The organism is Mesorhizobium sp. M0938, from assembly GCF_040319125.1.
Lineage (GTDB): Bacteria > Pseudomonadota > Alphaproteobacteria > Rhizobiales > Rhizobiaceae > Mesorhizobium > Mesorhizobium robiniae.
This window is the reverse complement of record NZ_JAMYNS010000025.1, coordinates 14,198-26,906: the sequence shown is the minus strand read 5'-3', so window position 1 is coordinate 26,906 and position 12,709 is coordinate 14,198. Positions and strand designations below refer to the sequence as shown.

Annotated in this window: 11 protein-coding genes; 2 read left to right on the top strand and 9 right to left on the bottom strand. The window is 62.1% G+C overall.

From position 1 onward, the window contains the following. Positions 1–46: 46 nt before the first annotated feature. From NKH73_RS29495 to coxB, 6 genes are all read right to left on the bottom strand, one after another. The gene (locus NKH73_RS29495; protein WP_352938339.1) at positions 47–520 is read right to left on the bottom strand and encodes an aminoacyl-tRNA deacylase; all 474 of its coding nucleotides are present in this window, start codon (positions 518–520) and stop codon (positions 47–49) included. Positions 521–704: 184 nt separating this feature from the next. Beyond that, entirely contained in the window at positions 705–1,109 is a 405-nt protein-coding gene (locus tag NKH73_RS29490; protein WP_352938337.1) for a cytochrome C oxidase subunit IV family protein, read from the bottom strand. Between the two features lie 31 nt (positions 1,110–1,140). Next, positions 1,141–1,863: a heme-copper oxidase subunit III family protein gene (locus NKH73_RS29485; RefSeq protein ID WP_352938335.1), complete on the bottom strand. Its 723-nt coding sequence runs from the start codon at positions 1,861–1,863 to the stop codon at positions 1,141–1,143. A gap of 13 nt (positions 1,864–1,876) precedes the next feature. Continuing rightward, complete coding sequence (locus NKH73_RS29480) at positions 1,877–2,581, bottom strand: cytochrome c oxidase subunit 3 (RefSeq protein ID WP_352938332.1); 705 nt, start codon at positions 2,579–2,581, stop codon at positions 1,877–1,879. Continuing rightward, positions 2,578–4,347, bottom strand: a complete 1,770-nt coding sequence (gene ctaD / locus NKH73_RS29475) for a cytochrome c oxidase subunit I (RefSeq protein ID WP_352938329.1) — start codon at positions 4,345–4,347, stop codon at positions 2,578–2,580. The genes NKH73_RS29480 and ctaD overlap by 4 nt, the downstream gene beginning before the upstream one ends. 85 nt (positions 4,348–4,432) lie before the next feature. Continuing rightward, positions 4,433–5,248, bottom strand: a complete 816-nt coding sequence (gene coxB / locus NKH73_RS29470; protein WP_352938326.1) for a cytochrome c oxidase subunit II — start codon at positions 5,246–5,248, stop codon at positions 4,433–4,435. A 460-nt stretch (positions 5,249–5,708) separates the two neighbouring features. Between coxB and NKH73_RS29465 the strand changes: the two genes are divergently transcribed. Beyond that, entirely contained in the window at positions 5,709–6,233 is a 525-nt protein-coding gene (locus NKH73_RS29465) for a hypothetical protein (protein ID WP_352938323.1), read from the top strand. A 252-nt stretch (positions 6,234–6,485) separates the two neighbouring features. Here NKH73_RS29465 and NKH73_RS29460 read toward each other — a convergent pair whose 3' ends face one another. Together NKH73_RS29460 and NKH73_RS29455 are read right to left on the bottom strand one after the other, a co-directional pair. Further along, positions 6,486–9,185: a beta strand repeat-containing protein gene (locus NKH73_RS29460; protein ID WP_352938321.1), complete on the bottom strand. Its 2,700-nt coding sequence runs from the start codon at positions 9,183–9,185 to the stop codon at positions 6,486–6,488. A 194-nt stretch (positions 9,186–9,379) separates the two neighbouring features. Continuing rightward, positions 9,380–10,294 (bottom strand): LysR family transcriptional regulator, encoded by a 915-nt coding sequence (locus tag NKH73_RS29455; protein ID WP_352938318.1) that lies wholly within the window; start codon positions 10,292–10,294, stop codon positions 9,380–9,382. Positions 10,295–10,436: 142 nt separating this feature from the next. Here NKH73_RS29455 and NKH73_RS29450 point away from each other — a divergent pair, with 142 nt between their 5' ends. Continuing rightward, positions 10,437–11,882, top strand: a complete 1,446-nt coding sequence (locus NKH73_RS29450) for an MFS transporter (RefSeq protein ID WP_352938315.1) — start codon at positions 10,437–10,439, stop codon at positions 11,880–11,882. Between the two features lie 64 nt (positions 11,883–11,946). Here the strand turns inward: NKH73_RS29450 and radC are convergent, their stop codons facing one another. After that, on the bottom strand, positions 11,947–12,699 hold the full coding sequence (gene radC / locus NKH73_RS29445) for a RadC family protein (protein WP_352938312.1): 753 nt from the start codon (positions 12,697–12,699) through the stop codon (positions 11,947–11,949). Positions 12,700–12,709 lie beyond the last annotated feature (10 nt).

Here is a 12,709-nt window from a genome sequence, read left to right as displayed (position 1 = left end):
TTGCCGCACCGGCGAGAGCGCCGGTGCGGCAGGCTGGCCAGAGTGTTCAGTAGGCCGGGTAGCTAAAGCGGGCCTGGCGGGCGTCGCTGGTCAGGTTGCGGAAATCCTTGCCGCTGACATGCACCAGCGTCCTGTGGTCGCCACCCTCGAAATAGATGTCGGCGGCCTTGCCGAGGCTTTCATCGAGAATAACAGGCACATCGTAGGCCGCGCCGATCGGCGGGATGGCGCCGGTGTCGCAATCCTGGAAAATCGACTCCACCTCGTCTTCGGAGGCCAGGCCGATGCGTTGATCCATGACGTCCTGCAACGTTCCGAGTTCGATCCTGTGGGTGCTGGGGACCACGGCCAGCGCATAGCCGCGGTCGTGGTGAACGACCACCGACTTGGCCATTATGCTGCCGGGCACATGGGCCGCTATGGCGGACTGCCTGCTTGTCGAGGTGCGGTGGTGCTCGACGGTGTCATAGGAAATTCCTTTCCCGTCGATAAAGTCCTTCAGTTTGTTGGCGATCGTCATCTTGAGCCTCCCTTGCTGGAGTTCGCGACGGAGAAACGGCGAAAATCGTTCTCCTCCTGTCGTTTCCGGTGGTGACAAAAATGGGCCACCTGTCGATCGTTTCAAGGCAAGGCAGAGCGGGCCGCAAAACAGCAGTTCGGCTCTTGACGGGAAGTGTGCCGAAAAGCCCGAACCGGATTGCGCGTCAGGGACCGGCCCCAAAAAACACCGTGCGGGTGAGGAGCGTGTAATCCGATTCGAAGACCATCATCGCCACGAACACCAGCACCAATATAGGCGGCAAGATGATCGCATATGTCAGCGCCAGCCGTTCCCAGGCCATGTGCATGAAGACGGCGACAATCAGCCCGGCCTTGAGCATCATGAAGATCAGGATCAGCGACCATCTGAGATAGCCCTGAAGGCCGATGTAATCGACCAGATAGGAGCAGGCGCTGAGGATGAACAGCCATGCCCAGACCACCAGATAGAGCTTGATCGGATGCTCCTGATGAACCTCCGCAGGGGCGACGCCGGTTGGCGTCCCTTCATGCGCTTGAGCTCCGTGCAGCGTGTGTTGCCCCAGGCCGTTTGCGGTCGCCTCACCCATATCTGCCTCTCACCAAAGCCATCTCTGCCTCTCACCAAAGGTAGAAGAATGCGAAAATGAACACCCAGACCAGGTCGACGAAATGCCAGTAGAGCCCCATGATCTCGACATTCTCGTAGTTACCCTTGCGGCTGGTGAAGAATCCGGGCCGTCCCGTGTCGTAATCGCCGCGCCAGACCTTTCGCGCCACGACGATCAGGAAGATCACCCCGAACGTCACATGGGTGCCGTGGAAGCCGGTGATCATGAAGAAGGATGATCCGAACTGCGCCGCGCCCCACGGATTGCCCCAGGGCCGTACCCCTTCGCTGATCAGCTTGGTCCATTCGAACGCCTGCATGCCGACGAAGGTCGCGCCGAGTACGGCGGTCAGAAGCATGAGAATCGCCGTCTTGCGGCGGTCGCGGCGGTAGCCGAAATTGACCGCCATCGCCATCGTTCCGCTGCTCGAGATCAGCACGAAAGTCATGATGGCGATAAGGATCAGCGGAACATTCGAGCCGCCAATATGAAGGGCAAAGACCTCGCTCGGATTGGGCCACGGCACTCGGGTGGACATGCGCGCGGTCATGTAGGAGAGCAGGAAGCAGCCGAAGACGAAGGTGTCGCTGAGCAGGAAGATCCACATCATGGCCTTGCCCCAGGAGACGTTCTTGAACGCGCGCTGATCCGAGGACCAATCGGCGGCGACGCCTTGCAAGCCCGCCGGCCGCGGCTGTGTCCGGCCGATCTGCGTCAGTGTCGTGTCTGCCATTCGCCCGGCCCTCCTAGGTCAGCAACTGTCGGCAAATCTCGATAAAAGTCGCGGCCCAGCCAGCCAGAAGCGCGAAAATGGCGAGCCAGACGAAAAGCAGGAAATGCCAGTACATGGCGCACAGTTCGACGCTGAGGCGAAGCCGCTCCGGCCGCGCTCCGTCCCAGGCGCCGGCAGTCGTTCTGCCCAAGGCGACCAGCCCTCCCAGTATGTGCAGGCCATGCATCCCGGTTATCAGGTAGAAAAAACTGTTGGCCGGATTGGCGGTCAGCAGATAGCCGTCGGCGGTCAGTTCCCGCCATGCCACAAGCTGCCCGATCAGGAAGGCAAGGGCGGTGAGACCGGCCGTGACGAGGCCGAGCCTGACGGTGTCGATCTGGCCCCGGCGCGCCGCGACCGCGGCGCATTGCAGCGCGACGCTGCTCAGCACCAGCACGCCGGTGTTGAACCAGAGCACGCGCGGCAGCGGCAGCGCCTGCCAGTCCGACAGCGCCATGCGCATGAAATAGGCGCTGGTGAAAAGCGCAAACAGACAGCCGACGACGGCGAGGAAGACGCCAAGGCCGATCTTGGCGGTCGGCAGCGCCGATCCTTCCGGGCCGATAATATCCCCGATCACACCTTGCTCGAGCCAAGGCTTGGCCATCAGTCGCTGGTGGGAAAGCCACCATGCGGCAAAGCCGACGATCACCAGGAGGAAGACCAGAATGACGCTCATGCCGGCTCTCTTGAGGATCCGAAGGTGCCCGGCATGTTTTGCGGGATAAAGTCCTCCTTGGCGCCCGGCACGCTGTAGTCATAGGCCCAGCGATAGACGATCGGCAGGTCCTTGCCGAAATTGCCGTGGGCGGGCGGTGTTTGCGGCGTTTGCCATTCGAGGGTAGTGGCGCGCCACGGATTGCCGCCGGCCTCGCGGCCATGGCGGATGCTCCAGATCAGATTGAACAGGAACACCATCTGGGCGAAGCCGACCATCAACGCCATGATGCTGATGAACGAGTTCAGGTGCTGGGCCGATTCCGTCATGACCGTCGTGTCGGTCAATTCGTTGTAGCGCCGCGGCACCCCCATCAGGCCGATGTAGTGCATGGGAAAGAAGATCAGGTAAGCGCCGAGGAAGGTGACCCAGAAGTGGAACTGGCCCATCGCCTCGTTCAGCATCCTGCCCGTGACCTTCGGGTACCAGTGATAGATCGCGCCGAAGATCACCAGGATCGGAGCGACGCCCATGACCATATGGAAGTGGGCAACGACGAACATCGTGTCAGATAGCGGAACGTCGACGACGACGTTGCCGAGGAACAATCCGGTCAAGCCGCCATTGACGAAGGTGACGATGAAGGCCAGGGCAAAAAGCATCGGAATGGTGAGGTGGATGTCGCCGCGCCACAGCGTCAGCACCCAATTGTAGACCTTGATCGCGGTCGGGACCGCGATGATCAACGTCGTGGTGGCGAAGAAGAAGCCGAAATAGGGATGCATGCCGCTGACGTACATGTGGTGCGCCCAGACGACGAAGCTCAGCGCGCCGATGCCGACGATGGCCCAGACCATCATCCGGTAGCCGAAAATGTTCTTGCGCGCATGGGTGCTGATCAGGTCGGATACGATGCCGAAGGCCGGCAGCGCCACGATATAGACCTCGGGGTGGCCGAAGAACCAGAACAGATGCTGGAACAGGATCGGGCTGCCGCCGCCGTGCTGCAATTGCTCGCCCATCTCGACGATCGCCGGCATGAAGAAGGAGGTGCCGAGCGCACGGTCGAACAACATCATCACGCAGGCGACAAACAACGCCGGGAAGGCGAGCAGCGCCATGACGGTCGCGGTGAAGATACCCCAGACGGTCAGCGGCAGGCGCATCAGCGTCATGCCGCGCGTGCGGGCCTGCAGCACCGTCACGACGTAATTCAAGCCGCCCATGGTGAAGCCGATGATGAACAGGATCAGCGAGATGAGCATCAGCATGATGCCCCAGTCCTGGCCGCCTGGTGTGCCGGTCATGATCGCCTGCGGCGGGTAGAGCGTCCAGCCGGCACCCGTCGGTCCGCCGGGCGCAAAGAAGCTCGATACCAAAACCAGCACGGCGAGCAGGTAGATCCAGTAGCTCAGCATGTTGACATAGGGAAAGACCATGTCGCGCGCGCCGACCATCAGTGGGATCAGATAGTTGCCGAAACCGCCCAGGAAGAGGGCCGTGAGCAGGTAGATCACCATGATCATGCCGTGCATGGTGATGAACTGGTAGTAGGCTTCGGGGGTGATGAAATCGAACGTGCCGGGGAAGCCGAGTTGTAGCCGCATCAGCCAGGACAGCACCAGCGCCACCAGGCCGATTGCCGTCGCCGTCGCCGAATACTGGATGGCGATGACCTTGGCGTCCTGCGAGAAAACGTATTTCGTCCACCAGCTGTGCGGATGGTAGAGTTCCATTTCCGCGACTTCGGCCGGCGGTACCGCATCTGCAGGTGTGATATCGACCATAGGAACACCTCCGTGCCCTTTTCGGCCAGGCTCAACAGTTCGAGCCCTGCCGTAATTTCAATCACGTCGCCGTCTTTGCCGGCGTCTACTCTGCCGAGCCCACCTGCTGGGGGGCCGACAATTGCGCAAAAGTCTGCTGTTCGCCGAGCCACGCCGTATAATCTTCCTGCGTGTCGACCATGACCACACCATGCATCAAAGGATGCCCTTGCCCGCAAAGTTCGGCGCACAGGACCTGGAAGCTGCCAGTCTTGGTCGGGGTGAACCAGAAATAGGTGACCGAGCCCGGGATCATGTCCATCTTGGCGCGGAATTCCGGCACGTAGAAATCGTGCAGCACATCGATCGAGCGGAGCAGCATCTTGACCGGCTTGCCGACCGGCAGATGGAGATCGGCGGCTTCGACCACGACATCGTCCTGGCCATTGGGATCGCTGTCGATGACGCCAAGCGGATTTTCAGCGGTGACGTTGCGGGTGTCGGACGTGCCGAGCTTGCCGTCCTTGCCGGGGAGGCGGAAGCTCCATTGCCATTGCTGGCCGACGACTTCGACCTCGGTTGCGTCGCTTGGGACGCTGACGAACTGGTTCCAGACGAACAGGCCAGGAACCAGCATGGCCGTGACCCCGATTGCGGTGGCGATCGTCAGCCACCATTCGAGCCGCCTGTTCTCTGGTTCGTATGCGGCCTGATTGCCTTCCCGATGACGAAAGCGGAAGACGCAATAGGCCATGAATAGGACGACGGCGGCGAAGACGACGCCGGTGATCCAGAAGGTAATGATGATGGTGTTGTCGATATAGTCCCAGTTCGAGGCAATCGGCGTCCACCACCATGGGCTCAGGAAGTGGAACAACACCGAGCCCACGACTACCAAAACGAGTACAAGCGCGGTGGCCATATCCCGTTTCCTCCCGGCATTCCAACGGCGCGAAGCCCTCCCAGGAAATGCCAAGTGCATCATAGCTCGATTTCCGGTCGAAATTCTAGTGCGGTCTTCCGGTCAGCCGAAAAGGCAATGGCGATGGTGTGGATAAACCTAAGAAGAAGAGGGCTGTGGCGAAGAAAAAACCTGCTGCGAGCGCCGAACAACACGGCATTCCGCCGAATTGTGAAAGGACGCCCTCAATGCCGCCTTTTTCGTTGTGACCTTAGAGCGACGTGCGGCCACTTGGACGCACAAAGTACACTCTGAACTCTTATTTTCCTCGCATCGGGCTGTTCGAGAATCGATTCTGATTTTCGTGCGGATGCGGTAGCGACAGATTCGCACCCAAGCAGCGGGTGGCGGCTGGCGATACGAGATCTTGATCATTATCTGGGTTGTGTTGGTGCAAAGTGCAGGGTTGTTGGAGGCATCGTTGAAGCTATTCGTCGGTACCGGAGGCGCGGTCGTAGCAGCGTTCCTCCTCGCCTCGGCCTGCGGCATCGCCCAGGCAAGCAGCGCTCTCGACAATTGGCGGTTCGACACCGGCAGCGGTGGTCTGGTCACGGCCTCGCTGCATGCCACCAACAAGCTCATCACCGGCGGCGGCGCCTTGAGCTACAGCCCGGTCCTGACCATTGCGTGCCGGGCGAATGGCGAACCGCGCTGGAGCGAATGGTTGCAGTTGAACGATGCCGTCTCCGCCAGCCGGACCGTCACCGTGTCGGTGACTGTCGACAAGGCCAGCAAGGTCAACGAAAGCTGGTCGGTCGGCCCGCGCCGCAGGACGCTGGTTCGGGACGGTTCCGACGGAATCAGGCGGCTGGTTTCCGCGGACCGGCTGCTGCTGTCCTGGCGTTTCGGGCTGCTGTCGGGGCGAGGCGAGGCCGATTTCGACCTTGCCGGGCTCAGCGAGGCCGTCGGCCAGATCGCCGCCACCTGCAATACCGAGGTGCCGTGATAGTGGATAGTGGAAACACGTCTTGTACGAGCGCGCACTTCTGGAAGGTGGTCCAAAAACTTCGGTGGACACTCTGCCTTTCCGGAGCGCGGCGTCGCGACGCCGTAAACGTCCTGACATTGAAAACGTCGCTTTGACTACCGATCTCCAGTTCATTGCCGCCTGAGTTCGGACTGGGACTGGTGTGAAGGCGACGTCGCACCCCCATCAATCCTAACCGCCGCGAACGACCCTTGCGGCGCCTCTATCGGGCTACAGAAGGAAGTCGTCGCTGCCGAGTGTCTTGAGGCCGGTCAGCTGGATGGAGAAGTCGGCGCCGAGATTGCCGTCGACATTGCCCTCGACGAAGGTGTTGCCGCCCGATGTGTACCAGCGCAACTGACCGGCGCCGGTGAAGCTGTCGCCGTCCGCCGCCAGCAGCACCAAGGCCTGGTTGCCACCGACCAGGGTGTTGGCGTCGATACCCGAGACGTTGATGGTGTCGCCGGCCGGCCCGTCGATATCGTTAAAGTCGGTGATGATGTCACGGTTCACATTGGCCGCCGACTGGCCGATCGTGTCGAAACGGAAGGCATCGTCGCCGGCGCCGCCGGTGAGGATGTCGCGGCCGTCCCCGCCATAGAGGACATTGTTGCCGATATTGCCTGTCAGCGTGTTGGCAAGCGCATTGCCCGCCGCGCTGATGTTGAGGTTGCCGAGCAACAGCACGCTCTCGATGTCACCCTTGAAGTGTGCCGTGTCGCTGAGATAGACCGTGATGTTGGAGGTGCGGACTTGATCGCTGCCGGTAGAACCGGCGACGCTTTCGTCGACGACATCGAGATAGTTGTCGACATAGTAGACATCGTTGCCGCCACCACCCTGCATGGTGTCGATACCGGAACCGCCATCGAGCACGTTGGACAGGGCGTTGCCGATCAAAAGGTTGTCGAAGCCGTTGCCGACCGCCATTGTCGCGCTGCCGGTGATCTGCAACTGCTCGACGTCGCCCTTGTTGTGGACCGTATCGCCGAGGTTCCAGTTGATGGAGGAGACCACCCGGTCGATGCCCGAGCCGCCGGTCTCGTCGACCACGTCGCCAGCCTCGCCGACGCCATAGAAATCGTTGCCGGCCAGGCCGCGCAGCAGGTCGGCGCCGCCGCCGCCATTGAGTGTGTTGCTGCCGGCATTGCCGGTCAAAGTGTTGGCCAGACCGTTGCCGGTCGCGGTGAGGCCGTCGGCGCTGCCCAGCAGCAACAGGTTCTCGATGACGCCCTTGTTGTGGATGAGGTCGCCGAGGTCCCAGGATATCGAGGCCAGCACCGTGTCGATGCCGTCCGAACCGGCGACGCTTTCATCGACGGTGTCGCCGGCGTTGTCGACGGTGTAGCTGTCGCCGCCGGCGCCGCCCTGCATGGTGTCGGCGCCGGCGCCGCCATTCAGATTGTTGGCGACGGCATTGCCGGTCAGGATATTGTCGAGTGCGTTGCCGGTGCCAGTGACAGCCGTACCCAGCAGCTCCAGGTTCTCGATGCCGCCGCGAACCCGGTAAGGGTCGGCGAGGCTCCAGTTGATCGTTGAGCGAATGGTGTCGATGCCGCCATCGACGCGCACATTGTCGTTGACGATGTCGTCGGGGGAGTTGACATAATAGAGGTCGTTGCCGGTACCACCCTTCATGATGTCGTTGCCGGAGCCGCCGTCAACGATGTCGTCGCCGGCGCCGCCGTCAAGCACATCCTGGCCGATGCCGCCAAACAGCTGGTCGTTGCCGTCGCCGCCATAGAGCCTGTCCGGCAGCGAATGGTTCGGACCGAGCACATCACCGTCGTGAATGATGTCGTTGCCGTCGTCGCCATAGAGGGTATCGGCGGCGGCGGCGCCGGTGATCTGGTCGCCGCCGCCAAGACCGTAATAGAGGCTGCCCGGCAGAGTGGATGGCACAACAGGCGCGTTGAATATATCGGGGCCGGAAGTGCCAGTCTCACCCGGGAGCACGCGGCCATCCTGACCATCGAGGCCGTAGGGCGCTCCACCAGTTCCTGAGCCTTTTCCGCCGAAACCACCGGCTATGGGGTGGAAACTGGCGCCCGTGACCGTTAGCGCCCCCACAACGGTTCCGGTGTTGAAGATGGTTTCGATGCCGTCGCCGCCATCGCCGCCATCTGCGGTGCCGTAACCAGCATTGCCGCCATTGCCGCCGACGGCGGGGTTGGTGTCAGCCATCACGTTGGAGAGAGTGAGCATTCCCTGATTGATGGCGACGCCGGCCGCATCGCCGCCATCACCGCCTCTGATGGGTGCCGGAATACCGCCGAAATCGGCACCATTGCCCCCTGTGGCATGGTTGCCGGCGATGGTCACCGTGTCCAGTGTCAGCGTGCCGGTCGCCCGGTTGAGGATCGTCGCGGCATTGAAGCCGGCATTGCCGAAAGCGTCGCCATATTCGACGACGCCCTTTCCTGCCGTGGCAAAGTTGCCTGATATATCGGTGCTGGAGACGGTCAGCGTGCCCTCGTTGAGGATGGCGCTGACGGCCGTGCCCTGACCGCCCTGATTGGCGATATTGTTGTTGGAGAAGGCCGAATGGGTGACGGTCGTCGTCCCGGTGTTGTAGAGGCCGCCGACATAGGTGGCGGTGGCGCTGCCATTGGTCTGGTGGATGTTGGCATTGGCAAATCGAATGCCGTCAATGTTGACGGTGCCGGTGGTCTGGACGCCGAAGATGGCGCCGGTCGTCGGCAGCACGCCGCTGGGCTGGAACGACAGCGTGATATCGGCCGTGCCGTTGTTGTCGAGGTCGCCGTCGACATTGACATCGTTGAGAACGAGGCCGGAGACAGCGATGGTCTGGCCGCCGATGCCGGCGAAGGTGATGGTGTCGACGCCCGCCAAGGCGTTTGCGTTGGTGACGGCCTCGGCAAGGCTGCCGGCTCCGCTGGCATTGGTGTTGGTGACGGTGAAGACGGCCATGGTCGCAAACTCCCCCTCGTGCCGGTCGCTGCCTATGCCGCAACGCCGGAAGCCGAGTTGTACTCGGCCGATAGTAACATCCTATGCGGGCAGACAATCACGGGCAAGTTCGAAACCGCTCAGGCCTCTGATATAGGCGCTTGCCGGTCTCGATGATTTCCTTCGTCATCGGGTCGCCAGTTCGGCCAAGTCGTTCAGATTGGAGATGGATCGGCGATCTGCTCCGCGCAAACGTCTCGAACGCACCCGCGCAGCCAGCGGTGCGCCGGATCGGCATCGAGCCGCGGGTGCCACAAAAGCGAAACCGTGATTTCCGGCAAGGGAACCGGCAGAGGGAAACAGAACATGCCGTCGCGCAGGTTCCCCGTATAGCGCTCGGGAACGCTGGCGATCAGGTCCGAGGCGCGCGCCAGAGCCAGGGCTTCCGAAAAGCCGCCGACGACCGTCACGATCTCCCGTTTCAACCCTGACGGCTCAAGGGCATCGTCGATCGGTCCCCTGTCGAGCCCGCGACGGGAGACAAGGATGTGCCGGCCTGCTGCATAGCGGGCAGGGGTGATCGTGGCCTCGCATAGTGGATGCCCCATCCGCACGACGCCGACGAAGCGATCACGGAACAGCGCTTGCGCGCGCACCTCCGGTCCCGTGGTCTTTCCGACGACACCCGTTTCCAGGTCTACGCTGCCGTCCCGTAGTGGCGTGCTGTCCTTGTCCGGCTTCAGCACAAAACGCAGCCGCACGCCCGGTGCTTGTTCACCGACGCGCGCGATGAGAGCCGGCCCGAAATTCTCAACGAAGCCATCCCTGTTTCTAAGGGTGAAGGTTCGCACGAGCCGTGTCAGGTCGAGCGTCTCAACAGGACGCAGAACGGCTTCGGCATCCTGCACAAGCTGACCGACGCGCCCGCGGAGCTCGAGGGCTCGGGGAGTGGGGACGAGGCCGCGCCCAGCCCTGACCAGCAGCGGATCGTCCGTCGTCTCCCGCAATCGCGCCAGCGCGCGGCTCATCGCCGATGGGCTCAGCCGAAGCCTCTTGGCGGCGCGCGCAACGCTGCCTTCGGCAAGCAGCACATCAAGGGTGACAAGCAGATTGAGATCGGGATGCGACATAAACGGATTGTAGCATGGTCGGCATGATCTGACATGGCGTCAAACGCAATGAATAAGTGCAAATGATGCGCCTTCCGTCATATCAAACAAATCGACTACGTGTCTGACAGCTCCGTTCCGGAGCCGCCGGAAAACGGAGTTCATGTTGAAGCCAATCGATGCAGAAGGGGCAGTCGCCGAAGATGCGGAACGGGCACCTTCGGTTCGGTGGGCGCTCGCCAGCCTTTCGCTGTCCATGTTGCTGTCCTCACTCGGCATCAGTATCGCCAATGTCGCCTTGCCGACCTTGGCGCAGGCGTTCGACGCCTCGTTCCAGGAAGTCCAGTGGGTCGTGGTGGCTTATCTCCTCGCCATCACCACCCTGATCGTCAGCGTCGGGCGGCTCGGTGACATCACCGGTCGCCGGCGACTGCTGCTGGCCGGACTCTTCCTGTTCACGGTGGCCTCGGTCCTGTGTGGCGTCGCGCCGACGCTCTGGCTGCTGATTGCGGCCCGGGCGGCGCAGGGATTAGGGGCGGCCATCATGATGACCCTCACCATGGCTTTTGTCGGTGAGACGGTTCCGAAGGCAAGGACCGGCAGTGCCATGGGGCTGCTCGGAACGATGTCGGCGATCGGTACCGCTCTCGGTCCATCGCTCGGCGGCCTTCTGATTGCCGGAGCCGGTTGGCGGGCGATCTTCCTCGTCAACGTGCCACTGGGTTTTCTGGCTTTTGTTCTCGCCTACCGCTATCTGCCAGCTGATCGCCGGGAGCCGAAGACGGATCGGGCCGGCTTCGACGTTATGGGCACGCTGCTGCTTGCCTTGGCGCTTGGCGCCTATGCGCTCGCGATGACGACCGGGCGTGGCAATTTTGGTCCGCTCAACATGGCGCTATTGGCAGCAGCCGTTTTCGGCGCCGGCTTCTTTGTGCTTGTGGAGGCGAGGGTGGCGTCGCCTTTGATCCGACTGGCCGCGTTCCGCAATGCGACGCTAAGTGCAAGCCTGGCCATGAGTGCACTCGTTGCGACGGTGATGATGGCGACGCTGGTGGTCGGGCCGTTCTACCTGTCTCTTGCGCTCGGGCTCGATGCTGCTCTTGTTGGCATCGTCATGTCGGTCGGTCCGCTTGTCGCCGCGCTGACCGGTGTGCCAGCTGGTCGCATAGCGGACCGTTTTGGCGCTGGGCGGATGACCATCATTGGGCTCGTCGCGATAGCGGCCGGTTGCTTCATTCTGTCCATGATGCCGGCAACGCTCCCTGGCTACATCGCCCCGATCGCAATCATCACATCAGGCTACGCGCTGTTCCAAACCGCCAACAACACCGCTGTCATGTCAGATATCCGCCCGGACCAGCGGGGCGTCATTTCCGGCTTGCTTAATTTGTCGCGCAATCTCGGGCTCATTACTGGCGCATCCGTCATGGGCGCCGTGTTCGCGGTTGCGTCAGCGACGACCGACATCACGATGGCGCGCCCAGAGGCCGTTGCCGCCGGTATGCGGATCACGTTCGCGGTCGCGACGATACTGATTGTCGTCGCGCTCGCCATCGCGGTTGGAAGCCGTGCTCTCGCGGCACGCGCTTCGATGTCTGGCGTGTCATGACACCGTAGTCTGAGCGCAACCCGGACGCTTTCGACGAGATGCCGGTGCATGTTCAGATCGGGCGTCAGATCAGCAGCAGGCCCTTCATGCTGGCATGACCCTTCTTGCCGATGATGATGTGATCGTGGACAGCAATGCCGAGCGGTTTGGCCGTCTCGATGACCAGCTTGGTCATCTCGATGTCGGCGCGCGACGGCGTCGGGTCACCCGACGGATGATTGTGCGCCAGAATAATCGCCGTGGCCGAGAGTTCGAGCGCGCGCTTGACCACTTCGCGCGGATAGACCGGCGTGTGATCGACGGTGCCAACCTGCTGCACCTCGTCGGCGATCAGCGCGTTCTTCTTGTCGAGAAACAGGATCCGGAACTGCTCGCGTTCCTCGAAGGCCATGACCGATCGGCAATATTCGAGAACCTGCGTCCAGGTCGACAATAGCTCGCGGCCGGCAATCTCGCCGCGCGCCATGCGCTGCGCGGTTGCGGCAACCACCTTCAGGTCGAGCGCCACCGCCGGACCTATGCCCTTGACTTCCTCAAGCCTCGCGGCGGGCGCGCCAAGCACCTGGGCCAGCGTGCCGAAGCGTGCCAGCAATGCCTTGGCGACGGGCTTGGTGTCGGCGCGGGGGATCAGCCGAAAGAGCAGGAGCTCCAGCAATTCGTAGTCGGGGAGGGCGTCGGGACCCGCGGCTGCGAACCTCTGGCGCAAGCGATCGCGATGACCGAGATAATGCGGCTTTTCGACCGACTTGGCTTTCGCCGAAGGCTGAACATGATTTTCGGAGAAGAAACTCCGCTCGTCGTCATTCTGTGTCCCCATAAGCCGCCCG

Excerpts from the sequence above, each read along its gene's own strand:
- NKH73_RS29485 (WP_352938335.1), bottom strand. The coding sequence starts at position 1,863 with ATGGCAGACACGACACTGACGCAGATCGGCCGGACACAGCCGCGGCCG.
- ctaD (WP_352938329.1), bottom strand. The coding sequence starts at position 4,347 with ATGGTCGATATCACACCTGCAGATGCGGTACCGCCGGCCGAAGTCGCG.
- NKH73_RS29450 (WP_352938315.1), top strand. The coding sequence starts at position 10,437 with ATGTTGAAGCCAATCGATGCAGAAGGGGCAGTCGCCGAAGATGCGGAA.
- radC (WP_352938312.1), bottom strand. The coding sequence starts at position 12,699 with ATGGGGACACAGAATGACGACGAGCGGAGTTTCTTCTCCGAAAATCAT.
- coxB (WP_352938326.1), bottom strand. The coding sequence starts at position 5,248 with ATGGCCACCGCGCTTGTACTCGTTTTGGTAGTCGTGGGCTCGGTGTTG.
- NKH73_RS29480 (WP_352938332.1), bottom strand. The coding sequence starts at position 2,581 with ATGAGCGTCATTCTGGTCTTCCTCCTGGTGATCGTCGGCTTTGCCGCA.
- NKH73_RS29495 (WP_352938339.1), bottom strand. The coding sequence starts at position 520 with ATGACGATCGCCAACAAACTGAAGGACTTTATCGACGGGAAAGGAATT.
- NKH73_RS29460 (WP_352938321.1), bottom strand. The coding sequence starts at position 9,185 with ATGGCCGTCTTCACCGTCACCAACACCAATGCCAGCGGAGCCGGCAGC.
- NKH73_RS29455 (WP_352938318.1), bottom strand. The coding sequence starts at position 10,294 with ATGTCGCATCCCGATCTCAATCTGCTTGTCACCCTTGATGTGCTGCTT.
- NKH73_RS29490 (WP_352938337.1), bottom strand. The coding sequence starts at position 1,109 with ATGGGTGAGGCGACCGCAAACGGCCTGGGGCAACACACGCTGCACGGA.